Source organism: Micromonospora sp. C31 (genome assembly GCF_018070575.1).
In the GTDB taxonomy this organism is placed as follows: Bacteria; Actinomycetota; Actinomycetes; order Mycobacteriales; family Micromonosporaceae; genus Micromonospora.
This window is the reverse complement of the sequence record NZ_JAGPXN010000001.1, coordinates 781,372-805,325: the sequence shown is the minus strand read 5'-3', so window position 1 is coordinate 805,325 and position 23,954 is coordinate 781,372. Positions and strand designations below refer to the sequence as shown.

Here is a 23,954-nt window from a genome sequence, read left to right as displayed (position 1 = left end):
GTGCGGGTGCGGGTGCGGGTGCGGGTGCGGGTGCGGGACGGGGCGCGGGCGGCCCTCGCCCCCTGCACCCGCACCTGCCCCAGTCGAAGCCCCGACCCTCGCCCCCGCCCCCGCGCCCCGTCCCACACCCCGCGCCCCGCCGCAGGGGCCGGGGCGGGGTTGGCGGGCGGTTGGGGCGGATGTGGGTGATGATCCGAGGATGCGAGCGACTGAGGAGGGCGGCGTGGGCCGCGATGCCGTGGACGGGGCCGGCGGTGTCGTGCGGCCGGTCGCCGGGACCATGCGGGAGCTGCTGCGGATGACGCCGGGCAGGGCGGTCGATCTCGGGTCGGTCGATCCCCGGTCGACGCCCGGGCTGCCCGGGCCGGAGGTGACCGGCCCGCAGCGCAAGGAGTGGGCCCGCGGCCAGGTCGCGCTGATCGGCGCGGAACTGGGCAGGCAGCAGGAGATGCTCTTCGCCGACGCGAAGGCGCGGCAGGCGGGCCAGCCCGTCGGCACGGCTGCCGGTGGGGAAGGGCCGGGTGCGGCTGCCGGCGTGGCGGGGCCGGGTGCGGATGCCCGCGCCGGGGAGCCCATGGCTGCCGGCGGGGACGGGCTCGCTGCGGCTGGCGGGCGCCGGGTGCTGTTGGTGCTCCAGGCGATGGACTGCGGGGGCAAGGACGGCACCGTCAAGCGTGTGGCCGGCGCGATGAACCCGCTGGGTCTGCACGTCCGCTCGTTCGGTCCGCCCACCCCCGAGGAGTTGCGGCACGACTTCCTGTGGCGGATCCGGCGGGCGCTGCCGCCGCCCGGGTACGTCGGTGTCTTCAACCGCTCGCACTACGAGGACGTGCTCGTGGCGCGCGTCGAGTCGCTGGTCCCCGAGTCGATCTGGCGGGCCAGGTACGACGAGATCAACGCCTTCGAGCGGGAGCAGGCCGACGCGGGGGTGGTCCTGGTCAAGGTGCTGCTGCACATCTCGTACGCCGAGCAGGGCCGGCGGCTGCTGGAGCGGCTGGACGAGCCGCGCAAGCACTGGAAGTACGACCCGTCGGACATCGACGCCCGTGCTCGCTGGGACGATTACCAGGCCGCGTACGCCGAGGCCCTGAGCCGGTGCGGCACGGACGCCGCGCCCTGGTACGTGGTGCCGGCGGACCGCAAGTGGTTCCGCGACTGGGCCGTCGCGCACCTGCTTCGTGAGACGTTCGACACTCTCGATCTCGGGTATCCGCCTGCCGGCTTCGACGTCCGGCACGAACGGGAGCGGCTGCTGAGACCCGAGAGAACGTCGTAAGTGAACGGCGGGTGAACGGGCGGTGAATGTGGGCTGGCCAGGGGGAGGCCGCCGAACTCCCGCTTTCGTCGTTCCCTAGCATTCGCAGGCGGGCACCCTCCGGGCGGCCGCCACCCTTCCACCGACACGACGAGGTCCGTGCTGTGAAGTTTTCCTTCCGCCCGAACGAGGGCGCCTTCTACGAGCTCTTCACCAGGGCCGCGCAGAACCTGGTGAAGGGCACCGAGCTGCTCAACGAGCTGGCCCTCCCGGGGGTGGAGGTGCAGTCGGTCAGCGAGCGGCTCACCGAGGTGGAGCACGACAGCGACCAGATCACCCACGAGCTGTACAAGAAAATCAACTCCACCTTCATCACGCCGTTCGACCGGGAGGACATCTACCGGCTCGGGTCGCTGCTGGACGACGTGATGGACCACCTCGAGGCGGTCGGAAACCTGCTCTACCTCTACGGCCTGACCAAGCTCCCCTCGCTGCCCCGAGAGATGCACGAGATGGTCAACGTCCTGGACGCCCAGGCGAAGCTGACCGCCGACGCGATGCCGCGGCTGAAGTCGATGAAGGACCTCGAGGACTACTGGATCGAGTGCAACCGGCTGGAGAACGACGGCGACCAGGTCTACCGGATGCTGCTGGTCCGCCTCTTCTCCGGCGAGTACGACGCGCTGACCGTGCTGAAGATGAAGGAGGTCGCCGACGAGCTGGAGGCCGCCTGCGACGCCTTCGAGCACGTGGCCAACACCGTCGAGACCATCGCGGTCAAGGAGTCCTGATCCTGTGAGTCCCGAACTCATCGCCGTACTGGCGGTGATCGCGGTGGCGTTGGTGTTCGACTACACCAACGGCTTCCACGACGCCGCCAACGCGATCGCGACCAGCATCTCCACCCGGGCGCTCACACCCCGGGTGGCCCTGGCCATGGCGGCGGTCGGCAACTTCATCGGCGCCCACTTCGGCGCCGAGGTGGCCAAGACCGTCGGCAGCGGCCTGGTGAGTCTGCCCACCGGCACGGCGAGCCTCGGCATCGTCTTCGCCGGCGTGATCGGCGCGATCGTGTGGAACCTGGTCACCTGGTACTTCGGGCTGCCGTCGTCCTCGTCGCACGCGCTGATCGGCGGCCTGGTCGGCTCGACCGTGGCCGCGTCGGGCACGGTGCTCTGGACCGGCATCGGGGAGAGCGTGATCATCCCGATGGTGCTCTCGCCGATGGTCGGCTTCCTGCTCGGCTACATCGTCATGATCGCCGTGCAGTGGATCTTCCGGAAGGGGCACCCGGGCCGGCTCAACCGGGGCTTCCGCTGGGCGCAGACCGCGTCCGCCGCCGCCATGTCCGTCGGCCACGGCATGCAGGACGCCGCCAAGACCATCGGCATCGTGGTGCTCGCCCTCTACGTCGGCGGCTACCAGGACGACCCCAGCTTCATCCCCGAGTGGGCGTTCTGGACCTCCGCCGCCGTGCTGGCCGCCGGCACGTACGCCGGTGGGTGGCGGATCATCCGGACCCTGGGCCGGAAGATCATCGACCTGCGGCCGCCGGAGGGCTTCGCCGCCGAGACCGTGGCCAGCGGGGTGCTCTACTTCAACGCGCTGGTGCTCGGCGCGCCGATCTCGACGACCCACACGATCACCTCGGCGATCATGGGTGTCGGCGCCACCAAGCGGCTCTCCGCCGTCCGGTGGGGCGTGGCCGGCAACATCATCGGCGCGTGGATCCTTACCTTCCCGGCCGCCGGATCGATCGGCGCCCTGATGTTCTTCCTGGTCCGACCCCTGTTCAGCTGAGGTGTAAGGAAGGGCCCCTTCCTAACGCATAGCGTTAGGAAGGGGCCCTTCCTTACACCGCTTCAGGAGTAGTCGACGCCGATCTGGGCGCGGATCCCGTCGAGCAGCGCCATCACCTCCAGCGTGGCGGCGTGGGGGACCAGAGGGCTCTCCCGCAGGCCCTCGGCGAGGCAGCGCTGAACCTCGACGGCCTCGTACTGGTAGCCGCCGCCGACCAGCTCGTCGGTGATCGTCTCCGGCTCGGCGTCGGCCCGGTGCAGGGTCGCCGAGCCGGGGCGGAAGAACGGCTCCGGCAGGTCGATCCGGCCGGTGGTGCCGGTGATCGAGGCGACCAGCGCGGTGGCCCCGACCATGCCGCAGCTCAGCGTGGCGACCGCGCCCGAGTCGTAGCCCAGGATGATGCCGGTGTTCTCGTCCACCCCCTCCGGGCTCAGCCGCGCCCAGGACCGCACCTGGTCGGGCACGCCGAGCAGCAGGTGGGCCAGGCTGATCGGGTAGACGCCGAGGTCGAGCAGGGCACCGCCGCCGAGGGTGCGGGCCCGCATCCGGTGCTCCGGCGGGAACGGCCCGGCCACCCCGAAGTCGGCCCGGACGCCGGTCACCGTGCCGATCGCGCCGTCCGCGATCAGCTCACAGAGCCGGCGTACGAGCGGGTTCGTCCGCATCCACATGGCCTCCATCAGGAAGACCCCGGCCGCGCGGGCGGTGTCGACCAGTTCGACGCTGGTCGCCAGGTCGAGGGTGAACGGTTTCTCCAGCAGCACCGCCCGGCCGGCCGCGAGGCAGGTCATGGCCGCCTCGTGGTGGGCGGCGTGCGGGGTGGCGACGTAGACGACGTCCAACTCGTCGTCCGCGGCGAGTTCCGCCCAGGAGGCGTACGCCCGCGGCACGCCGTGCCGGGCCGCGAACCGCTGCGCACTCTCGGCGCTGCGTGAGCCGACCGCCGCGAGTTCGGCGCCCGGCACCAGCCGCAGGTCCTCGGCGAAACGGGCGGCGATGTGGCCGGTGGCCAGGATGCCCCATCGAGTCATGCCGGCCACGTTAGCGAAGGTCACCGGACGGCGGCGGAGGTGATCCACCCGTCGGGAACTAGGCTCGGCGTATGACGATCGACGCCGACGGTTTCCCCGCACCCCCGGCGCTCGTGGCGCACGCCCGCCGGTTCCGCGCCGAGGGCGGCACCCCGGCGGCGCCCCGGGTCGCGGCCACCGTGCTGCTGCTCCGCCCCGCCGGCGACGACTTCGAGGTGTACCTGATCCGGCGGGTCGCCGCGATGGCCTTCGGCGGCATGTACGCCTTCCCCGGCGGCGGCGTCGACCCCTCGGACTCCCAGGCGCACCTGGACTGGGCCGGCCCGACGCCCGCCGGGTGGGGCGAGCGGCTGGGGCTGACCCCGCAGGCGGCCCAGGCGGTGGTCTGCGCCGCCGCCCGGGAGGTGTTCGAGGAGGCCGGCGTCCTGCTCGCCGGTCCCGACGCCGCGACCGTGGTGGGCGACGTGAGCGGCGACGACTGGGAGGCCGACCGGGTGGCGCTGGAGCAGCGCCGGGGCGGCTTTGCTGACCTGCTCGCCCGGCGCGGGCTCACCCTCCGGTCGGACCTGCTGCTGCCGTGGAGCCGGTGGATCACGCCGGAGTTCGAGCCGCGCCGCTTCGACACGTACTTCTTCGTGGCCCTGCTGCCGGCGGGGCAGCGGACCCGGGACGTCTCCGGCGAGGCCGACCACACCGTGTGGGTCCGCCCGGCGGACGCCCTGGCCCGGGCGGCGGCGGGCGAGCTGACCATGCTCCCGCCCACCCTGGTGAGCCTGGCCCAGGTGGCGGCCGGCGGCGACCTGGCCGGCGTCGCCCGCGCGGCGGCGACCCGGGACGCGGCCAACCCGGTCACGCCCCGCCTCGACGAGGCCGAGACCGGCGAGGCCCGGTTCGTGCTGGACTGACCGTGGTCGCTTCGTGCGCGGAGGTCGGCGGAATCAGGCCACGAAGATGCAGAACGGGTGACCGGACCGGTCCGCGAACACGTACAACGGCTCGTCGGGGTCGTCGGTCCGGTCGATCAGGAGTTCCGCGCCCAGGGCCTCCGCCCGCTCACGCTGCCGCTCCAACTCGGCCGCGTCCGGGACCGTGAAGTCGAGGTGCAACTGCATCGGGACGTCGTGCCGGGGCCAGGTGGTTCGCGGCAGGTGATCGACGAGTTGGAAGGCGAGCTGGGCCGTCCCGCCGTTGTCGGTGAGCACGAGCCAGTCCCGGTCGTCGGCCGTCCCGTCCGTCGGTGGTTCGTCACCAGGTCGGTACCGCAGCCCGAGCAGCTGCCGGTAGAACTCGGCAAGCTCTCGCGGGTTCGTGCTGTCGAGCACGGTGTGCAGCAACCGGGGATATCCAGACATGCCCGTCCTCCGCGGCGACCGTGGGCGTTCCCCCGACTCTAGAGCAGATCCTGGGGCGCCGCCGGGCCTGCCGCAGCGTGGGCGGGTGTAAGGAAGGGCCCCTTCCTAACGCTATGCGTTAGGAAGGGGCCCTTCCTTACACCTCAGCCGAAGCGGCCGGTGATGTAGTCCTCGGTCTTCTTCACACCGGGGTTGCTGAAGATCTTCTGCGTGTTGTCGTACTCGATGAGCCGGCCCGGGTCGCCGGTCTTCTCGATCGAGAAGAAGGCGGTCCGGTCCGAGACGCGGGCGGCCTGCTGCATGTTGTGCGTCACGATGATGATCGTGAACTTGTCCTTGAGTTGGAACATCAGGTCCTCGATGGCCAGCGTGGAGATCGGGTCGAGCGCCGAGCAGGGCTCGTCCATCAGCACCACCTGCGGCTCGACGGCGATGGTCCGGGCGATGCAGAGCCGCTGCTGCTGGCCGCCGGAGAGGCCGGCGCCGGGCTTGCCGAGCCGGTCCTTGACCTCGTCCCAGAGGTTGGCCGAGCGGAGGGCCCGCTCGGCCGCCTCGTCCAGGATCGACTTGCGGCGTACGCCGTTGAGCCGCAGCCCGGCCACCACGTTCTCGAAGATGCTCATGGTGGGGAACGGGTTCGGCCGCTGGAAGACCATGCCGATCATGCGCCGGACGGCGGTGACGTCCACGTCCCGGTCGTAGATGTCCTGGTCGTCGATGGTGAGGCTGCCCTCGACCCGGGCGCCGGGGAGCACCTCGTGCATCCGGTTGATCGACCGCAGGAAGGTGGACTTGCCGCAGCCGGAGGGGCCGATCAGGGCCGTCACCGTCTTCGGCTCGACCGTCAGGTTGATGTTCTCGATCGCCTTGAAGGCGCCGTAGTAGGCGGTGACGTTCGAGGCTTCGATGCGCTTGGCCATGGTGGTGGTACCTCCGGGGTTCATCGGCCGAGCCGGTTGCGACGGGCCAGCAGCTTCGCCGCGACGGTCAGGATCAGCACGAGGGCGACCAGGGTGAGTGCCGCCGTCCACGCCCGCGCCGGCGCGTACCTCGACGCGTCGCCGGCCTGCTGGTAGACGAAGAGGGCCAGCGACGACTGGTTGTTCTCGAACGGGTTGAAGTTGATCGCCGCGCCGCCGCCGGCGACGAGCAGCACCGGGGCGGTCTCGCCGGCCGCGCGGGCGATGGCGAGCATGACGCCGGTGACGATGCCCGGCAGCGCGGTCGGCAGCACGACCCGCAGGATGGTCTTCCACTTCGGCACGCCGAGGGCGTACGCCCCCTCGCGCAGCGGCGCCGGGACGAGACGCAGCATCTCCTCGGTGGAGCGGACCACGGTGGGCAGCATCAGCACGCTCAGCGCGAGCGCGGCGGCGAAGCCGGAGAAGCTGGGCCGCCCGTCGTTGAACCACGGCGAGACGATCAACACCCAGAACGCCAGCACGAACAGGCCGGCGACGATCGACGGGATGCCCGTCATCACGTCGACGAAGAACCGGATCGCGGCGGCGAACCGGCCCCGGCCGTACTCGACGATGTAGATCGCGCAGAGGATGCCGAGCGGGACGGTGATCAGGGCGGCGACACCGACCTGCTGGAGCGTGCCGACGATCGCGTGGTACGCACCGCCGTTCGGGTCCCGCGCGCCGATGTTGTTCATCGAGGTGAGGAAGAAGTCGGCGTCCAGGCGCTCGGCGCCCTTGCTGACCAGGGTCCAGACCACCGAGGCCAGCGGCAGGACGGCCAGCACGAACGCCGAGTGGATCAGCGCGCTCCAGGTGCGGTTGCGGGCCGACCGGCGTCCCTCGACCCGGTTCGCGGCGGCGTACAGGCCGGCCAGGTAGAGCAGCGCGCCGAGCACCACGACCAGCACGGGGCCACCGGTGCCCGTGCCGTACACGAACGCGGCGGCGAGCAGCAGGGCGGCTGCCGCGATGGCCGCCGCGGCGTACTTCGGCAGGCGCCGGGCCCGCAGCGTGGGCTGCTGGGCCGGCGGGCGGGTGCGGTGGGAGGTGGCGGTGGTGGTCATGCGGCCGACTCCGTGAACTCCCGGCGGCGGTGGATGATCGCCCGCGCCGTGATGTTGACGATCAGCGTGATGGCGAAGAGCACGAGACCCGAGGCGATCAGCGCGCCCCGCCCCGTGTCGTTCGCCTCGCCGAACGTGTTGGCGATGTTGGCGGCGATGGTGTTGCCGCCGCTCTCGATGAGGTTGAACGAGATGTTGAAGGTGATGCCGAGGGTCATCGCCAGGGCGATGGTCTCGCCGAGCGCCCGGCCCAGGCCGAGCATCACCGCAGCGACGATGCCGGGACGGCCGTACGGCAGCACCGCGGTGCGGATCATCTCCCAGCGGGTGGCGCCGAGGGCGAGGGCGGCCTCCTCGTTGGCGGTCGGGGTCTGCGTGAACACCTCGCGGGAGAGCGAGGTGATGATCGGCAGCACCATGATCGCCAGGACCAGCGCGCCCAGCATGATGGACTTCCCGAACGGGCCGTCGCCGCCGAAGATCGGGATCCAGCCGAAGTACGTGTTCAGCCAGGCGGAGAAGTCCCGTACCGGGTTGATGAAGACGTCGCGGCCCCAGAGGCCGAAGACCACGCTCGGCACCGCGGCCAGCAGGTCGATCAGGAAGCCCAGCGCGGTGCCCAGCCGGCGCGGCGCGTAGTGGGACAGGTAGAGCGCGATGCCCAGGGCCACCGGCACCGCGATGAGCAGGGCCAGCGCGGAGCTGAGCACGGTGCCGAAGGCGAGCGCCCCGATGCCGAACTTCGGCTCCGCGTCGTTCGGGAACCAGCCCTCGAAGGTCCAGAAGTTCTCGGTGTTGGCCCGCAGCGCCGGCACCGCCTTGGCGACCAGGAAGACCGCGATCGCCGCGATGATGACCAGGACGGCGGTGCCCGCGGCCAGGGTGAGGGCGCGGAAGGCCCGTTCGGCGCCGAACGCCCGGGCGCGGGGCAGTCCGCCGCCGCCGCCCAACCCGGCTCCGCCCGGCGTACGGGTGCTGACTGGTGCCTCGGCCGGACGCACCGAGGCACCGGCGGGCCGGTCGTGACCTTCGGTCACGCGCGTCCCGCCGGTGCCGGCGTGGGCCGAGCGGTGAGGGGTTTCACCCATCTGCTCGCTCGCTTCGAGTTGAGGTGGTGGTGACGGTGTCGGTGTGGACGGCTCAGGCGAGGTTCTTGACCGCGGTCTCGACCTTGGCGCGGACCGACTCGGGCAGCGGGGCGTAGCCCAGCTCGGTCAGGTCGGCCTGGCCCTCAGTGCTCGCGGCGTGGCCGAGGAAGCCCTTGACCAGCGGGAGCTTGTCGGCGGCGAGGCCCTTGGAGCAGACGATCTCGTAGGTCACCAGGACGATCGGGTAGGCCCCGGCCTCCTTGGTGTTGTAGTCGATCTTCATCTTCAGGTCGTCGCCCTGGCCGACCACCTCGGCGCCGGCGATGGTCTTGCCGGCCGACTCGGCGGTCAGCTCGGCGAACTCGCCCGCGCCGTTGCCGACCTTGGCGGTCTTCAGGCCACCGTTCTCGGCGTACGACCACTCGACGTAGCCGATGGTGCCGTCCTGGCTCTTGATCGCGCTGGCCACGCCGTCGGACTTCGACGCGCCGGTGCCGCCCGGGGCCTTCCACTCCTTGGCCTTGCCGAAGGTCCAGTCGGCCGCGGCGGTCTTGGTGAGGAAGTCGGTGAAGTTGTCGGTGGTGCCGGACGAGTCCGAGCGGTGCACCGCGTTGATGGCGGTCGACGGCAGCTTGGCGTCGGGGTTGTCGGCCTTGATCGCCGGGTCGTCCCACTTGGTCACCTTGCCGGCGAAGATCTTCGCCAGGGTGGCCGGCTTTAGCTGGAGGTTGTCCACGCCGCTGACGTTGTAGGCGATGGCGACCGGGCCGATCACCATCGGCAGGTTGACGGCCGCGCCGCCGACGCACTTGGCGTCGGCCTTCGGCTGCTCCTCCTCCTTGAGGGCGGAGTCCGAGCCGGCGAAGTCGGCGGTGCCGGCGATGAAGGCCTGGATGCCGGCGCCCGAACCGGACGACTCATAGTTGATCTTGGCGCCGGAGCACTTCTGCTGGTACGCCTTGATCCACTCGTCCATCGCATTCTTCTGTGCCGACGAACCCTGGGCGTTCAGCGTGCCGGTGGCGCAGTCGGCGGCGGCCGACCCGGAGGCGGAGGCGCTGCTCGCGGGCTCGTTGTTGTCCGAGCCGCATGCGCTGAGAGCGAGCGTCGCGGTAAGAGCGAGGCAGGCGAGAGTGCCGTGCCGCTGGAGCTTCACCTGAGGGGTTTCCCTTCACGTCTGACTTCGCACCCGGATTTGGGGCCCGGGGTGCCGGCGCTGACCGGCTGATCCAAAAGTTAGGAGCGCCAGGTAGCCGGTTCGCCGGTCGGAAGTGAACGAGGGGTGAACAGGTGCGGCAGGGCAGGTGACCGCTCGCTGAGGGTGGGTTGTCCGTTTAGTGAACGCGGATGCCGCTGTCGGAAGTATGCGGATTTTCCCGGTGGGGCGTCGTCTCGCGGACACCACGCCGTCACCCGACGGTGACCGGGCCGGGCCGGGTGTGCCGGGGCCCGGGCGGGGCGTGCCGGGGCCCGGGCCGAGCGGGGCGGGCAGCGGGGCGGGCTGCCCGGGGTCGACGCGCCGGGGCCCGGGCCGCCGCGACCCGGGCCCCGGCCGACGTCAGGCCGACTGGTAGGTGACGTGCGCCGACCAGCGCGCGAAGCCGAGCCGCTCGTAGAGCGCCACCGCTGCGGTGTTCGACTCGTCGACGTAGAGCATGACCCGGTCCAGGTCCCGCCGGTCGCGCAGGTACGCCAGGCCGGCCGCGGTCAGCGCCCGGCCCAGCCCGCCGCGGTGGGCCGACGGGTCCACGCCGAGGACGTAGACCTCGCCGATGCGGGCCGAGCCGGGTCGCTCGTGGACCTTCGTCCAGTGGAAGCCGAGCAGCCGGCCGGTGGACCCGTCGACGGCGAGCAGGAAGCCCTCCGGGTCGAACCACGGCTCGTCGAGGCGTACCCGCAGGTCGGCGGGGGACCAGCGCCCCTGTTCCGGGTGCTCGGCGAAGGCCCGCGCGTTGAGGGCCAGCCACTCCTCGTCGTCGGCGCCGGGCCGGAACGCGCGCAGCGTCACCCCGTCCGGCAGCGGATGGTCGGGGACGGGAGCGGTCAGGGGTCGGCGCAGTTGCCAGAGCACCCTGGCCCGGCGCAGGCCCAGGTCGACGGCGAGGGCGGCGGCCGAGGGGTGGTCGCCGTGCGCCCAGACCCGCAGCGGGCCGTCGGCCGCCGCCAGGACGCCCCGGGCCAGCGCCCGCCCCGTCCCGCGCCGCCGGTACGCCGGGTGCACCACCAGTTCCACCCTGATCCCGGTGGTCGGGTCGGTGTCGTCCAGGTGCGCGTACCCGGCCAGGGTGCCGTCGTCCGCCCGGGCGGTCAGGTGCACCGCGGGCGCGTCGGGGTCGCGGAGCCGGAGCAGGACGTGCTCGTCGAGCGGGTCCGCCCCGTCCGCGTCGCCGGCGGCCCGGGCCAGCGTCGTCACGTCGGCGATCTCCGTGGGGCTGAGGCGGTCGGCCCGGGTCACCCGGCCGCTGCTCGCTTCGGGGTTGCTCATGACGTCACCGTAGTCGGGTGGGCCCCCGGTGCCGCCGGGCTCGATCGGCCGCCGGGCGGTGTGTCGGCGGGCGTTCCCCGCCCGACCGCCGGTGGGGGCTGACTCATGTCACCCCGTCGGGCAGCGCCTCCACCTCGAACCTGCTGGTCAGGTCCGGCAGGATGCGGTGCAACGCGTCCACCGTGCCCTGTCGGTCGCCGCCGGCGTCGTGCAGCAGCACGACCGAGCCGGGTACCACGCCCGCGACGACCGTCGCCGCGATCCGGCCGGCACCCGGCCTCTCCCAGTCCGACGGGTCCACCGTCCAGTGCAGCGGCGTCATGCCGAGTTCCTGGGCCACCGACACCACCTGCCCCGTCCAGGCGCCGCCGGGCTGCCGGTAGTACGTGATCGGCGCGTCGGGCACCGCCGCCCGGATCGCGTCGCTGGTGCGCAGCAGGTCCGTACGGATGGCGGCGGGCGACCGCCGGCCGAGGGTGACGTCGTGGTTCCAGCTGTGGTTGCACAGGGTGTGCCCGTCGGACGCGATGGCCCGGACCAGGTCCGGGTGGCGTTGCGCGTTCTCGCCCACCACGCAGAACGTGGCCCGCACCTGGTACGCGCGGAGCAGGGCGAGCACCTGCGGCGTGAACTGCGGATCCGGTCCGTCGTCGAAGGTCAGCGCGACCAGCGAGGTGCCGCTGGTCGTCTGCGTGCCGAACGGCCCGTCGGCCGGGCCCGGCTGCGGCGCGCCGTCGGGGCCGGCCCCGCCGTCCTGCCCGGCCTCCGTCGGGGCGGTGCCCGGGTCGCTGGCCGGGGCGGTGCCCGGGTCACCCGTCGGCGTACGGCGGGGGGCGTCGTCCGCCGGGGGCTGGTCGGCGTAGTGCGGGCCGGTGGCGCTGGTGGTCACGTTGGACCGGGACGTCGGCGGTTCGGGGACCAGGCTGCGCCCGAGGGCGTACGCGGAGCCGAGTAGCGCGGCGACCGTCAGCGCGACGAGACCGATGGTGCGCGCGGCCGAGGGGTCCCGGATCAGTGGGCGCGTCCGTGCCGATCCGCTGCCGCTCCCGTGGTCGATGCGCACCCCGTCGCCCCCCTGCAATCGCAAACCCGGCAGTCAGAATAGATCCGACGAGCTGCGCAGAAGGGGCATATCCGGCACAGTCCCCGAAGGAGCCGGGAAGTCAGACCGGCAGGGGAGCGTGCTCGCTCTCCGGCAGGGACCGGGAGGGCGGTACGACGAACTTGTAGCCCACCTGCCGCACCGTGCCGATCATCGACTCGTACTCGGAGCCGAGCTTGGCCCGCAGCCGCCGGACGTGCACGTCGACCGTGCGGGTGCCGCCGAAGTAGTCGTAGCCCCACACCTCGCGCAGGAGTTGGTCGCGGGTGAACACCCGGCCCGGGTGCTGGGCAAGGAACTTCAGCAGCTCGAACTCCTTGTAGGTGAGGTCGAGCGGCCGGCCCTTGAGCTTCGCGGCATAGGTGTCCGGGTCGATCGTCAACTCGCCGGCGCGGATCGAGCCGCCCGCGCCGGAGGTGGCGTTGTCCAGCCGCCCTACGGCGAGCCGCAGCCGGGCCTCCACCTCGGCCGGGCCGGCGGCGGCGAGAATGACGTCGTCGACGCCCCAGTCGGCGTTGAGCGCGATCAGGCCGGCCTCGGTGACGACCGCGACCAGCGGCACCCCGAGGCCGGTGGCGTGCAGCATCCGGCAGGTCGCCCGGGCCTCGCTCAGCTCGGAGCGGGCGTCGACCAGCACCGCGTCCGGGCTGGGGCCGGCGACCAGGGTGCGGACGTCGCGGGGCGCGGTGCGGACCGAGTGCGGCAGCAGGTCGAGCGCCGGCAGCACTGCGGACGGTTCGCCTGCGCGCGCGGTAACCAGCAGCAGGATCTCCACGATCACCTCCGTCCCGGCGGCCGTCGGCCGCGCGCGACCAGCGCACTCCGCGGCGGGGTGTGGCGCTGATGAACTTGCGTGGGTCCCGGCGTCGCTGACGGGCGGGTAACGGCTTGAGCGTAACCGATCGCCCCGGCCGGGCCTCCGCGTCCTTTCCCGTTTGCCCGGCTTGCCCATGATCGTGCCCCAGGTTTTAACGTTGCCGAAACCGTGGTCCCCGCCCCGGCCGGCGGGTCTGGCACGATCGGGGCGTGTTTCCCTCCAGCTCGCCCGAGACCGGCCGCGACCAGTGGCCCGACGGCCCCCGCCCCGGCCCCTCCCGTGGCCAGCCGCCAGCGCCGCGCACCGGGCCGGCCCCCGACGACGACGGCGAGCGCCGGGAGCGCAGCGGACCACGCCGCGCGCGGCGGGCCGGCGAGCCGGCCCGCCGGGCCGACGACGAGCCGGACGACGAGCCGGACGAGGAGCCGACCGAGCCGGTCGAGGTGCGCCGCCCGCTCGCCCTGACCGTCGCCGGGTTCGCCGCCCTGCTCGGGGTGGGTCTGGTGCTCGGGGCGCAGACCTCCGGCCCGGGGCACCGGCTGCCCTTCGCGTTCGTCATCTTCGGCGTACAACTGCTCTTCGTGCTGGCCTGGACGATGGCCATGCGGCCGCCCGCGTTGCTGCTGGTGGCCGCGGTCAGCGTCGGCGCCGCGGTGGCGGCCGACACCGCGGCCGTGCAGACCGACGTCGCCGGTCTGGCGCCGCTGGGCTACGTCGCGGCGGGCGGCTTCGTCCTCGGGGTGCTCGGCCAGCTCGTCCGGCGGGTCGACCGGGTGCGGGTGACCGACTCGCTCGGCAGCACGCTGCTGATCGTGGTCGGCGTCGTCGCCTTCGCCACCCTGATCGTGCTCAGCCGGATCCCGGCGGGCACCCAGGCCATCACGGTGTGCCTCACCGCCAGCGCGGTCGCGCTCGTCGTCGCCCGGTTGACCGACGCGGTGGCGCCGTGGCCGCGGCTGGCCCCCCAGGTGCCCCGGGGCGCGGCCGGCGTGGTCGTCGGCGCGATGGTCGGCACCCTGGTCAGCGCCGTACTCGGCAGCTATCTCGTGACGCCCTTCACCCCGACCCGGGCCGCCATCATCGGGCTGGTGGCGGCGGTCGCCGCCGTGCTGGCCGACCTGGCCGTCGGCTACGCGGAGGCGGGCCGACTGATGGCGGGGGAGCCGCCGACCATGTGGGTGGCCCGGCACATGCAGGGGCCGCTCGGCGGGTTCGCCCTCGCCGCGCCGGCCGCGTACGCCATGTGCAAGCTCGTTCTCTGACGCGGCGGTTGAGGTTTTCCCGGTTCGGGTACCACCGGTGGGCCGCTCCGCGGCACCCTCGGCACTGACGACAGGAGGCGGCGTGGCGCACGACGACCCGTACGAGGAGCGGCCCCGGCGACGCGGGCGCAAGGTGCTGATCACCCTCGTCGTGCTGCTGCTGATCCTGGGTGGCCTGCTCGTGGTGGCCGACCGGGTCGCCGTCGGGGTGGCCGAGCGGGCCATCGCCGACCAGGTCCGCCAGGAGATCGCCAAGCAGGGCGCGCAGTCCGCACCACCGGAGGTCGAGGTCGGCGGCGTGCCGTTCCTCACCCAGGTGCTCGACGGCCGTTACGAGCGCATCTCCATCGCGCTGCGCGACGTGCAGGGCTCGGTGCGGGGCGACGCGGTCGCGCTGCCGAAGCTCGACGTGGACGCCCACAACGTGCGCGCCTCGCTCGACACCATCCGTTCCGGCCAGGGCGACGTGGTCGCCGAGACGGTCGACGGTACGGGCACCATCAGCTACGACAGCCTCGCCAAGCTGCTCGACCGGCCGGGGCTGACCCTCGGCGAGCAGAACGGCCGGCTGGCCGTCACCGCCCCGGTCGACATCCTCGGCCAGCGGCTCACCGTGACCGGCACCGCCGACATCACCGTCGGCAGGGAGGGGAAGGTGGCGCTGCGCTTCAACGACCTGAACGCCGACGGCCTGCCGAACCTGCCGCTGGCCCGGGTGCTGCTGAACAACTACGCCCGCGGCATCTCCATCGACGTACCCCTGCCCGAGCTGCCGTTCCAGCTCGCCGTTCGGGAGGTCCGGCCGCTGCCCGAGGGGCTGGCCGTCACCGCGGACGCCAGGAACGTACCGATCAACTCCGCCACCGGCTGACCCAGCGGCGGCCCGTGCCGGGCCCGGCACCGCCCCAGATGTTAGGAAGGGCCCCTTCCTATACCGATCGCGATAGGAAGGGGCCCTTCCTTACCGGCGGCGCGCGGGGTGGCGGGCTTCGGTGCGACGGCCGGGGCGTCCCGGATGCTGGTCGGCCCGGTGGTGTCCCCGGGCCCGGCTGGTAGGCTCCCTGCTCATGGGGACACTCCTCACCAAACGGCGCGCGGTCGACCTGTGCCGCGTGGCCACCTGCCTGTGTCGCCCCGCCATCTGACGGCGGGGCTGTCCTCGGCCGCCCGGCGGCCACCGGCACGCAGGAGCCTTGTTTCTTCTCCCGTGCTCTCTTTCCACGCCCGGCAGCGGCGCCGTCGCACGAACCCGTGATCCGTCCATACGGTGGATCCCGCGCGTGGTGCGATCGTCTCGACTTTCGATGCCCTCGTGCTGGTTCACCATTCATCCTCACCAGGGAGTGATCTGATGAGTCGCGACACCGCACTCGTCTCGGCCGACTGGGCCGAGAAGAACCTCGACGCCCCGGGCGTCGTCTTCGTCGAGGTCGACGAAGACACCTCGGCCTACGACACCGGCCACATCGCCGGCGCGATCAAGCTGGACTGGAAGACCGACCTCCAGGACCAGGTGCGCCGGGACTTCGTCAACAAGAGCCAGTTCGAGGCGCTGCTCTCCGAGCGGGGCATCAGCAACGACGACACCGTCGTCCTCTACGGCGGCAACAACAACTGGTTCGCCGCGTACGCGTACTGGTACTTCAAGCTCTACGGCCACCGCGACGTGAAGCTGCTCGACGGCGGCCGCAAGAAGTGGGAGCTCGACGCCCGCCCGCTGGTCCGCGACGCCGTGACCCGCCCCGCGACCCAGTACGTGGCGCAGGAGCCGGACACCTCGATCCGGGCCTTCCGCGACGAGGTCGTGGCCGCCATCGGCACCAAGAACCTGGTCGACGTGCGCAGCCCCGACGAGTTCGCCGGCCGGCTGCTGGCCCCCGCCCACCTGCCCCAGGAGCAGGCCCAGCGGGCCGGTCACATCCCCACGGCGATCAGCGTGCCGTGGTCGAAGGCCGCCAACGAGGACGGCACCTTCAAGTCCGACGACGAGCTGCGCAGGATCTACGCCGACGCCGGGCTGGACGACAGCCGCGAGACGATCGCGTACTGCCGGATCGGCGAGCGCTCCTCGCACTCCTGGTTCGTGCTCCAGGAGCTGCTCGGGCACCGCAACGTGAAGAACTACGACGGATCCTGGACCGAGTACGGCTCGCTGGTCGGCGTGCCGGTCGCGCTCGGCGACGAGCCCGGGGAGGCCTGAGCCATGACCGCACCCACCGCTGCCGGCTGCGCCGCACCCGACCAGGCCGCTCCGCTGCCCGCGAGCCTGGACCTGGAGAAGGAGACCGTGATCACCGGCGTCGTCCGGTCCGACGCGGGCGAGGCCGTTCCGGGCGCGTACGTCCGGCTGCTCGACTCGACCGGTGAGTTCACCGCCGAGGTGGTGACCTCGCCGGCCGGCCAGTTCCGGTTCTTCGCCGCGCCGGGTTCCTGGACCCTGCGGGCGCTCTCCCGGCACGGCAACGGCGACACCGCCGTGACCGCCGCCCGCGGCATCAACGAGGTCGCCGTCACGGTCGCCTCCTGACCTGCCACGCCCGGATCGGCCCGTGGCCCGCCCCTCTCGCAGGTGGCGGGCCACGGCCGTCTCCGGGTGCGGCCGGGCGGCGTGACACGATGGCCCCCGTGAACGGCGTGCAAGCGGCGGGGCAGGCCCCGTCCACCGGTCCCGACCGGCCGGCGGCCCCCCGACGGTGGCTGCCCTGGCTGCTCGCCGGCACCGTGGCCTGGGCGGTGCTGCTGGCGGCGCTGACCTGGACGTCGGTGCGCAACGACCCACCGACCGTCCGGGAGCAGCGCACCCTGGCCGAGGCCGGCCCGGTCGTCGACCGCGCGGTCGGCGCACTGGTCGCGGCCGCCGGCGACACCGCCGTGCTGACCCCGCCCGAGATCGAGCGGGGCTGCCGCGTCACCCCGTTCGCCGACGGCGCCACCCTGATCCGCGGGGTGGACGTCTTCGTCGCGGCGGGCCGGGAGCGGGCGCTGCTGGAGCAGGTCGCCGACCGGCTTCCCGAGGACTGGCGGGCCGGGGTCCGGGTCACGTCGGACGTCGGCCCCCGGCTGCGCGCCGACGCGGGCGAGTTCGTCACGGTCGCCGGCAGGGTCGCGGGGGACGGCCGCGTCCGGCTGACCGTCGACACCGGCTGTCGGCCGGTGGGCGACGGCTACGACGTACCCGCGACCGCTGCCGCCGGTGTGGAGGCGGATGCCCTCGGGGAGGCGCTGCGGGTCCTCGGGGCTCCGGGCGGACCGGCTCCCGAGCTGGTCACCGCGCCCTGCCCCGGCGGCGGCACCGCCCGCTCCGCGCGCTCCGCCGGCGTCGAGGCGACCGCGTCCCCGGCCGCCGCCCTGGCCCCCGTCACCCGGGTCCCGGTGCTGGACGTTCCGCAGGCGTACGCCTACCGGCGTGGCCCGGTCACCGTCGTCGCCGACCTCTCGGGGGACCAGGTCGTCGTCTCGGTCAACACGGCTTGCCCCGCCTGACCCGGGCGGTCAACGGCCGCGCGGGTGGTCGTGCGGGGTGCGGCTGCGGCCCAGGGCGTCGACGTGCCCCCAGCGGCCCGGGATGTCGAGCAGCTCGACGCGCCCCATCCCCTCGGGCACGGCGGGATCGATGATCAGGTGCTCGCCCTGCGGTTCCAGCCCCAGCATCACCCGCAGCAGCAGCAGCGGCGTGCCCGCCGACCAGGCCTGCGGGCTGCACGCGGTGGGGTACTCCACCGGGTAGTCGGTGACGCTGCGCTCGTAGCCGGCGAAGGCCTCCGGCAGCCGTCCGCCGAAGAACCGGGACGCCTCCAGCATCGCGCCGCAGATCTGCCCGGCCTCCTGGCGGAACCCGTACCGCCACAGCCCCCAGGCGATGATCGAGTTGTCGAACGGCCACACCGTCCCGACGTGGTAGCCGACGGGGTTGTACCGCCCCTGGTCGTCGGCGAGCGTCCGGACGCCCCAACCGGAGTAGAGCCGCGGCCCCAGCAGGTGTTCGGCGATCCGACCGGCCCGCGACTCGTCCACGATGCCGCTCCAGAGCAGGTGCCCGATGTTGGAGGTGAGGGCGTCCACCTGTCGGCCGTCGGCGTCCAGGGCGAGCGCGTAGTACCCCCGCTCCGGGATCCAGAAGTCCCGGTTGAACCGCATCTTCAGCTCGGCGGCCTCCCGCTCCAACCGGTCGGCGTACGCGGGGTCGCCCCAGAACTCGCGGGCCATCCGGGCACCGCGGATCTTCGCGTCGTACGCGTAGCCCTGTAGTTCGCAGGTGGCGCGCGGGAAGCCGGGCAACCGGCCGTCACGGTACGAGATGGCGTCCCAGGAGTCCTTCCAGCACTGGTTCGCCAAGCCGGTGTCCGGGTTGCGGGTCTGGTACCAGAGGTAGCCGGTGCCCAGCAGGTCCCCGTACGTGTCGATCCAGGCGAGGGCGTCGCGGGCCTGGGCCTCCAGGCCCCGCACCAGCTTGTCGTCGCCCGTCCACCGCTCGTACTCGTCGAGCAGGATGAGGAAGAGCGGCGTCGAGTCTGCCGAGCCGTAGTACGGCGAGTGGGGCTGTTCCTCGAAGCCCGCCGTCTCGCCGTAGCGCAGTTCGTGCAGGATCTTGCCCGGTTCCTCGTCCCGGAAGTCGTCGATCCGGTGTCCCTGGAGACCGGCCAGCATCATGATGGTCGGCGGCACCAGCTCCGGCAGGAAGGGCACCACCTGGAGCGAGGTGATGATGCTGTCCCGGCCGAACAGGGTCATGAACCACGGCAGGCCGGCCGCCATCAGGCGTACGCCGAGGGTGATCGACTCGTAGCGCAGCGCTGCGAGGTCGGTCAGGCTCTGCCGGTACGCCCCGGCCAGCGGCTGGCAGTCGCAGCCGAGCTTCGGTGCCTGGGCGATCAGGTCGTCCTGCTCCTTCCGGATGGCGTCCGGGTCGCGGCTGCCCCGGTACAGCGGCAGGTTGGCCCGGATGTCCACGCCGCGCGCGCCGTAGACGATGGTCGACACGTGCAGCCGGGTCGTCCACTCGCCGCGCGGGCCGACCCGGACCCGGTAGGTCATGCCGGAGACCTCGACGTGCGCGGGCGCGCTGGTGGTGACGACCGTCTCGCGGTGGAACCCCTCCCGGCGGTAGGCCAGTCGCAGCTCCTTCTCGCCGACGGTGGCGGTGGTGTGGCCCATCTTGCGCCGGACGTGCTTGATCTCGAACAGGTCCGCGAAGTCGGCGGCCATGTCGAGGCGTACGACGAACTCCATCTCCTTCCCCGAGTGGTTGAGCACGGTCAGCTCCTCCGCGAAGCTGCCGCCGATGGCCCGGCTCCGGATCACCGAGACCTTCGCGTCCAGGTAGTGCGTGGGCTCGCCGGGAACGAGGAAGAACCGGGTCTGGAAGGACTCCGCGGTGTCGACGGAGAGGGCGTGCAGCCGTTCGCCGTCGAGGGTCAGCAACCAGGTGGAGAGGTGACGGGTGTCGAACGAGAAGAGCCCGGTCGGGAAGTCGAGGGACGGCTCGACGTCGCCGCGGTTGTCGCTGACCAGGAAGGTGTTGCCGTCCAGGATGCTGACCAGTTGCTTCACGGCAGCCGCCCGAGCTGTGTGCGCGCGGCCTCGCGGGGGTCGTGGGTGCCGGGCGGGTCGGGGAAGAACTTCCGGAACAGCAGGAAGAGCACCACGTCGCCGCTGAAACTGCTCTCGTTGCGCAGCACCGACGAGATCGCCTGGGCCCGGCCGGTGACGAGCCGGTCGAACATCTCCTCGCTGGTGTACCAGATCGCGTCGGCCGGGCCTCGGTTGCGGCTCACCTCGATCGCCCCCGGCCGAAGGCGGACCAGCCAGTGCACCGTCCTGCTGCTGTCGCGCGAGAGGTCGATCTGCAGGGTCCCGCTGACCGGGCTGCGCAGCACCGCCGGGGCGCGCGCCGGCAGTGATGCGAAGAATCGCTCCGTCGCCTCGGTCACACCCGAATCGTAGGCATTTGCCTGACGTGTCGGGTCGGTATCGGCGGGCGTCCGTCAGTAGACCAGGGCCTGGGCCCCCTCGGCCATCGCCTCCTCGACGAAGACCGCGGCGCCGGCGATCCGGACGCCCGGCAGCACGTCGTCCGGCCCGATGTCCCGCCGGGCGGCGCACTGGGTGCAGGCGGTCACCGTGCCGGTGGTGAGGATCACGTGCAGCAGTTCGGCCAGCGGGGCCGAGTGCGGCAGTTCGAACTCCTGCGCCCGGCCGGGCACCGCGAACCAGGTGGACTCCCCGGTCAGCCAGAGCGACACGTGCACCCCCGCGGCGGCCGCGGTGGCGGCGACGGTGAATGCCTGGGCGCACCGCTCCGGGGCGTCCGCGCCGGCGGTGGCCTTGACGACGAGAGAGCGGGCCATGGGGCCCAGCATAGGATGGTCACGATGGTTACCGAGATCGGGTTCGTCAGCCTGCTGGTCGCCGGTCTGGGCGCGCTCGCCGGTGGCCTGGTCTACCTGGCCGTACGCATATCGAGAGGTAACTGGTGAGCGTGAGGAGTGAGCCGGGTTTGCGAGCCCCGCAGTCGCGAACGAAGGTGGCCTGGTGAGCGTGAGGAGTGAGCCGGGTTTGCGAGCCCCGCAGTCGCGAACGAGGAAGGTGGCCCGGTGAGCGACGAGAACCCCCTGCAGCCGCCGCCGTGGCTGAACGCGCCGCCGGCCGACCCGTACCCCTACGAGGAGAGCCACGACCTGCGTGTCGGCCCGAAGCTGCACCCCACGCTGGACGGGCTGCTGCCGTACGTCGGGGTGTGGCGCGGCCGGGGCCGGGGCGGTTTCCCCAGCATCGAGGACTTCGACTTCGCGCAGGAGATCCGGATCAGCCACGACGGCCGGCCGTTCCTGTTCTACGAGTCGCGCGCGTGGCTGCTCGACGAGCAGAGCCACCCGGTCCGCCCGGCGGGCCGCGAGGTCGGCTGGTGGCGGCCGGTGATGGACGGCGACCGCGCCACCGACGAGCTGGAAGCGCTGATGACCGTCCCCACCGGGGTGATGGAGCTGCACATCGGCAAGCGCAAGGGCACCCAGATCGAGTTCGTCACCGACGCGGTGGTCCGCACCTCGACCGCCAAGGAGGTCACGGCGGGCCACCGCCTCTTCGGCATCGTCGAGGGCGCCCTGCTCTACGCCCAGGAGATGGCGGCCGTGGGCCACCCGCTCTCCCCGCACCTCTCCGCGCGCCTCACCCGGGTGGCGGGCTGACCCTCCTGTCGAAGGTCAGGGGCCGGGGAAGGCCAGCAGCGCCTGGAGGGCGGGCGTGCGCGCGCAACGGCGCAGCCCGACACCGTCCAAGGTGCGGATCTCGGCGAGGCCGCGCACGGACGAGCTGAGCCAGACGCCGTCGGCGGTACGCAGCTCCGCCGGGGTGACCAGCCGCTCCTCGGCGCACAGGCCCAGCTCGTGGGCGTGCGCGAGGAGCCAGCCGGCGGTCACCCCGGGCAGGATGCCGGTCCCGGCGGCGGGCACCGCGCGGAGGGTGTCGCCGGTCAGCCAGACCAGGTTGGCCGTGGGCCCCTCCAGCGCGTACCCGTCGGAGGAGACCCACAGCGCGTCGTCCACGCCCGCACGGGCGGCCCAGCGGCGGGCGGCGGTGCTCACCGCGTACGAGGTGGACTTGATTCCGGCCGGCAGCCAGTCGAGTTCGGCGCGGGCCCGCGCCGCGACGCCGAGCGGCAGGGTCGCCACGGTGACGCCGTCGCGGCGGGCCGCCCGGGCCGACGCCGGCACCTCGGCCAGCGTCGCGTAGACGGTGGGCGGCCCGCCGTCCTCCGGGCCCCGGGTGCAGACCAGCCGCAGCGCCCCCTCCACCTCGGCGGGCCAGCCGGCGCGGACGGTGTCCAGCAGCTCGACCAGCACCTCGGCGGGGGGCAGCGCCAGGTCGACGGCCGCCGCCGCCCGGGCCAGCCGGGCCAGGTGCGCGTCGCGCAGCCACGGCCGCCCGCCCCGCAGGTGCATGGTCTCGAAGAGCCCGTCACCGTGCAGCACGCCCCGGTCGTCGGCGCGCAGCACCGGCTCCCCGGGTGGCACCAGCCCGCGCCCCGGCACGGCGATCCTCGACGCCACCATGACCGCCGAGCCTAGCGGCGGACGGTCGACACCGGCGGCGGGCGCGGCGGGGCGAACTATGATCGGACGGTGTCCGAATCCTCCCTTGCGGAAATGCTCCGCGCCCGTGGGCTGCGGCTGACGGCGCAACGGCAGTTGATCCTCCAGGCCGTGCTGAACCTGGGGCACGCCACCCCGGAGCAGGTGCACACAGCCGTCCGGGAGGTGGCCGCAGGGGTCAACATCACCACCATCTACCGCACGCTGGAGCTGCTGGAACGGCTCGGCCTGGTCACCCACACCCACCTCTCGCACGGCTCGCCGACCTACCACGCGGCCGGCGAGGACCAGCACGTCCACCTGGTCTGCCGGGACTGCGGCGCGATCGACGAGATCGATCCGGAGCTGCTGCGCCCGCTGACCGACGAGTTGGCGAGCCAGCGCGGGTTCCGGGTGGACATCGGCCACGTCTCGTTCTTCGGCGTCTGCGTCCGCTGCGAGAACGGGGACCGGAAATGATCGACATCGCGGGCGCGGTGAGCGTCGAGAGCATCGACGAGGCCAGCCGGGACCAGCCCGAGCCGGCGCACGCCGCGGCCGGCGTGCGGGGCGTGGCGGCGCACTACGGCGACCCGATGCGCGAGCAGCGCACCCTCGACACGGCGGTCGGCCTGGTCGACCGGTCGCACCGGGGCGTCGTCGCGGTGCCGGGCGAGGAGCGGATCGGCTGGCTGCACACCCTCACCAGCCAGCACCTGGCCCAGCTCGGCGCCGGTCAGGGCACCGAACTGCTGGTGCTCTCCCCGCACGGGCACGTCGAGCAGCACGCCATGGTCGCCGAGGACGGCGTCACCACCTGGCTCGACACCGAGCCGGGCGCCACCGGGGGGCTGCTGTCGTACCTGGAGCGGATGCGGTTCTTCAGCAAGGTCGAGCCGCGCGACGTGACCGCCGATCACGCGCTGCTGTCGCTGGTCGGGCCGGAGGCGCCGGCCGCGGCGGAGACGCTCGGCGTGACCGGGCTGGCCGCGCCCGACGTGGTCGCGGTGCCGGGCCCGAAGTTCCGTTCCGGCGAGCTGCCGCCGCGGCCGACCGCGTTGTACGACGTGCGACCGCTGCCCGTGGGCGGCTGGGCGCGCCGTGGCCCGCTCGGCGTGGACCTGCTGGTGCCCCGGGGCGCGATGGAGCAGGTGGTCACCCGGTTGCGGGGCACCGGGGTGCCGGTCGCGGGGCTGTGGGCGTACGAGGCGGTGCGGGTGGCCGCCCGGCGGGTGCGGGTCGGGGTGGACACCGACCACCGGAGCATCCCGGCCGAGGTGGATCTGGTCGCCCCGGCCGTGCACCTCGACAAGGGTTGCTACCGGGGCCAGGAGACCGTGGCCCGGGTGCACAACATGGGTCGGCCGCCGCGTCGGCTCGTACTCCTGCACCTGGACGGGGTGACCACCGACCAGCCGCCGGCCGCCGGCACGCCGGTGACCCTCGACGGCCGGGCCGTCGGCTTCGTCGGCACGGCCGTGCACCACCACGAGCTGGGCCAGGTCGCCCTGGCCGTGGTAAAGCGCAACGTCGCCGACGACGCCCGACTCCTGGTCGGGGAGTCCGCCGCCGCGATCGACCCGGTGTAAGGAAGGGCCCCTTCCTAACGCCTGCGGTATAGGAAGGGGCCCTTCCTAACGTCTGGTCGGGGGCGTCGAACGGTC

Annotated in this window: 27 protein-coding genes; 14 read left to right on the top strand and 13 right to left on the bottom strand. The window is 72.9% G+C overall.

What is annotated here, in order from left to right; translation table 11 throughout:
* The first annotated feature begins 280 nt into the window (after positions 1-280).
* From KBX06_RS03770 to KBX06_RS03760, 3 genes are all read left to right on the top strand, one after another.
* Positions 281-1,276, top strand: a complete 996-nt coding sequence (locus KBX06_RS03770) for a PPK2 family polyphosphate kinase (RefSeq protein WP_210832958.1) — start codon at positions 281-283, stop codon at positions 1,274-1,276.
* A 143-nt stretch (positions 1,277-1,419) separates the two neighbouring features.
* Positions 1,420-2,046, top strand: a complete 627-nt coding sequence (locus tag KBX06_RS03765; protein WP_088998168.1) for a DUF47 domain-containing protein — start codon at positions 1,420-1,422, stop codon at positions 2,044-2,046.
* Positions 2,047-2,050: 4 nt separating this feature from the next.
* Complete coding sequence (locus KBX06_RS03760; RefSeq protein ID WP_210832708.1) at positions 2,051-3,055, top strand: inorganic phosphate transporter; 1,005 nt, start codon at positions 2,051-2,053, stop codon at positions 3,053-3,055.
* Positions 3,056-3,117: 62 nt separating this feature from the next.
* Here the strand turns inward: KBX06_RS03760 and KBX06_RS03755 are convergent, their stop codons facing one another.
* Positions 3,118-4,086, bottom strand: coding sequence for a Gfo/Idh/MocA family protein (locus tag KBX06_RS03755; protein WP_210832707.1), 969 nt, complete (start codon positions 4,084-4,086; stop codon positions 3,118-3,120).
* Between the two features lie 71 nt (positions 4,087-4,157).
* On the opposite strand from KBX06_RS03755, the gene KBX06_RS03750 reads away from it, so the two are divergent.
* Positions 4,158-4,991 carry an NUDIX domain-containing protein gene (locus tag KBX06_RS03750; protein ID WP_210832706.1) on the top strand — a complete coding sequence of 278 codons (834 nt, stop codon included), beginning with the start codon at positions 4,158-4,160 and terminating at the stop codon, positions 4,989-4,991.
* A 33-nt stretch (positions 4,992-5,024) separates the two neighbouring features.
* Here the strand turns inward: KBX06_RS03750 and KBX06_RS03745 are convergent, their stop codons facing one another.
* From KBX06_RS03745 to KBX06_RS03710, 8 genes are all read right to left on the bottom strand, one after another.
* The gene (locus tag KBX06_RS03745; RefSeq protein ID WP_210832705.1) at positions 5,025-5,438 is read right to left on the bottom strand and encodes a VOC family protein; all 414 of its coding nucleotides are present in this window, start codon (positions 5,436-5,438) and stop codon (positions 5,025-5,027) included.
* Between the two features lie 143 nt (positions 5,439-5,581).
* Complete coding sequence (pstB, locus tag KBX06_RS03740; protein WP_210832704.1) at positions 5,582-6,358, bottom strand: phosphate ABC transporter ATP-binding protein PstB; 777 nt, start codon at positions 6,356-6,358, stop codon at positions 5,582-5,584.
* A gap of 20 nt (positions 6,359-6,378) precedes the next feature.
* Positions 6,379-7,467 carry a phosphate ABC transporter permease PstA gene (gene pstA, locus KBX06_RS03735; RefSeq protein ID WP_210832703.1) on the bottom strand — a complete coding sequence of 363 codons (1,089 nt, stop codon included), beginning with the start codon at positions 7,465-7,467 and terminating at the stop codon, positions 6,379-6,381.
* Positions 7,464-8,555 carry a phosphate ABC transporter permease subunit PstC gene (gene pstC / locus KBX06_RS03730; RefSeq protein ID WP_210832702.1) on the bottom strand — a complete coding sequence of 364 codons (1,092 nt, stop codon included), beginning with the start codon at positions 8,553-8,555 and terminating at the stop codon, positions 7,464-7,466. Before pstC ends, pstA begins: the two co-directional genes overlap by 4 nt.
* Positions 8,556-8,607: 52 nt before the next feature.
* Positions 8,608-9,711, bottom strand: coding sequence for a phosphate ABC transporter substrate-binding protein PstS (pstS, locus tag KBX06_RS03725; RefSeq protein WP_210832701.1), 1,104 nt, complete (start codon positions 9,709-9,711; stop codon positions 8,608-8,610).
* Between the two features lie 402 nt (positions 9,712-10,113).
* Positions 10,114-11,040, bottom strand: a complete 927-nt coding sequence (gene mshD, locus KBX06_RS03720; RefSeq protein WP_210832700.1) for a mycothiol synthase — start codon at positions 11,038-11,040, stop codon at positions 10,114-10,116.
* 103 nt (positions 11,041-11,143) lie between these two features.
* Positions 11,144-12,097, bottom strand: coding sequence for a polysaccharide deacetylase family protein (locus tag KBX06_RS03715; RefSeq protein WP_374225569.1), 954 nt, complete (start codon positions 12,095-12,097; stop codon positions 11,144-11,146).
* Between the two features lie 106 nt (positions 12,098-12,203).
* Positions 12,204-12,923 carry a response regulator transcription factor gene (locus tag KBX06_RS03710; RefSeq protein ID WP_210832699.1) on the bottom strand — a complete coding sequence of 240 codons (720 nt, stop codon included), beginning with the start codon at positions 12,921-12,923 and terminating at the stop codon, positions 12,204-12,206.
* Between the two features lie 245 nt (positions 12,924-13,168).
* Here KBX06_RS03710 and KBX06_RS03705 point away from each other — a divergent pair, with 245 nt between their 5' ends.
* From KBX06_RS03705 to KBX06_RS03685, 6 genes are all read left to right on the top strand, one after another.
* Complete coding sequence (locus KBX06_RS03705; RefSeq protein WP_210832698.1) at positions 13,169-14,221, top strand: hypothetical protein; 1,053 nt, start codon at positions 13,169-13,171, stop codon at positions 14,219-14,221.
* An 82-nt stretch (positions 14,222-14,303) separates the two neighbouring features.
* Entirely contained in the window at positions 14,304-15,092 is a 789-nt protein-coding gene (locus KBX06_RS03700) for a DUF2993 domain-containing protein (RefSeq protein ID WP_210832697.1), read from the top strand.
* 196 nt (positions 15,093-15,288) lie between these two features.
* Positions 15,289-15,366, top strand: coding sequence for an Ms5788A family Cys-rich leader peptide (locus KBX06_RS28645; protein WP_325050676.1), 78 nt, complete (start codon positions 15,289-15,291; stop codon positions 15,364-15,366).
* Positions 15,367-15,572: 206 nt separating this feature from the next.
* Positions 15,573-16,421: a sulfurtransferase gene (locus KBX06_RS03695; RefSeq protein WP_210832696.1), complete on the top strand. Its 849-nt coding sequence runs from the start codon at positions 15,573-15,575 to the stop codon at positions 16,419-16,421.
* A 3-nt stretch (positions 16,422-16,424) separates the two neighbouring features.
* Positions 16,425-16,748, top strand: a complete 324-nt coding sequence (locus KBX06_RS03690; protein WP_210832695.1) for a DUF1416 domain-containing protein — start codon at positions 16,425-16,427, stop codon at positions 16,746-16,748.
* A gap of 98 nt (positions 16,749-16,846) precedes the next feature.
* Complete coding sequence (locus tag KBX06_RS03685; protein ID WP_374225561.1) at positions 16,847-17,704, top strand: hypothetical protein; 858 nt, start codon at positions 16,847-16,849, stop codon at positions 17,702-17,704.
* A 9-nt stretch (positions 17,705-17,713) separates the two neighbouring features.
* Here KBX06_RS03685 and KBX06_RS03680 read toward each other — a convergent pair whose 3' ends face one another.
* From KBX06_RS03680 to KBX06_RS03670, 3 genes are read right to left on the bottom strand one after another with little or no spacing between them, the layout of a single operon-like run.
* Positions 17,714-19,771, bottom strand: coding sequence for a glycogen debranching N-terminal domain-containing protein (locus KBX06_RS03680; RefSeq protein ID WP_210832693.1), 2,058 nt, complete (start codon positions 19,769-19,771; stop codon positions 17,714-17,716).
* Positions 19,768-20,151 (bottom strand): SCP2 sterol-binding domain-containing protein, encoded by a 384-nt coding sequence (locus tag KBX06_RS03675; RefSeq protein WP_210832692.1) that lies wholly within the window; start codon positions 20,149-20,151, stop codon positions 19,768-19,770. The genes KBX06_RS03680 and KBX06_RS03675 overlap by 4 nt, the downstream gene beginning before the upstream one ends.
* A 54-nt stretch (positions 20,152-20,205) precedes the next feature.
* Positions 20,206-20,580 carry a DsrE family protein gene (locus KBX06_RS03670; RefSeq protein WP_210832691.1) on the bottom strand — a complete coding sequence of 125 codons (375 nt, stop codon included), beginning with the start codon at positions 20,578-20,580 and terminating at the stop codon, positions 20,206-20,208.
* Between the two features lie 12 nt (positions 20,581-20,592).
* Here KBX06_RS03670 and mtfM point away from each other — a divergent pair, with 12 nt between their 5' ends.
* Positions 20,593-20,697 (top strand): small membrane protein MtfM, encoded by a 105-nt coding sequence (mtfM, locus tag KBX06_RS28310; protein ID WP_266320062.1) that lies wholly within the window; start codon positions 20,593-20,595, stop codon positions 20,695-20,697.
* A gap of 117 nt (positions 20,698-20,814) precedes the next feature.
* Positions 20,815-21,408, top strand: coding sequence for an FABP family protein (locus KBX06_RS03665; protein WP_210832690.1), 594 nt, complete (start codon positions 20,815-20,817; stop codon positions 21,406-21,408).
* A 15-nt stretch (positions 21,409-21,423) separates the two neighbouring features.
* Here KBX06_RS03665 and KBX06_RS03660 read toward each other — a convergent pair whose 3' ends face one another.
* Positions 21,424-22,272, bottom strand: a complete 849-nt coding sequence (locus tag KBX06_RS03660) for an aminotransferase class IV (RefSeq protein WP_210832689.1) — start codon at positions 22,270-22,272, stop codon at positions 21,424-21,426.
* Positions 22,273-22,341: 69 nt separating this feature from the next.
* On the opposite strand from KBX06_RS03660, the gene KBX06_RS03655 reads away from it, so the two are divergent.
* On the top strand, positions 22,342-22,770 hold the full coding sequence (locus KBX06_RS03655; protein ID WP_210832688.1) for a Fur family transcriptional regulator: 429 nt from the start codon (positions 22,342-22,344) through the stop codon (positions 22,768-22,770).
* Positions 22,767-23,879: a folate-binding protein YgfZ gene (locus tag KBX06_RS03650; RefSeq protein WP_210832687.1), complete on the top strand. Its 1,113-nt coding sequence runs from the start codon at positions 22,767-22,769 to the stop codon at positions 23,877-23,879. The genes KBX06_RS03655 and KBX06_RS03650 overlap by 4 nt, the downstream gene beginning before the upstream one ends.
* Positions 23,880-23,954 lie beyond the last annotated feature (75 nt).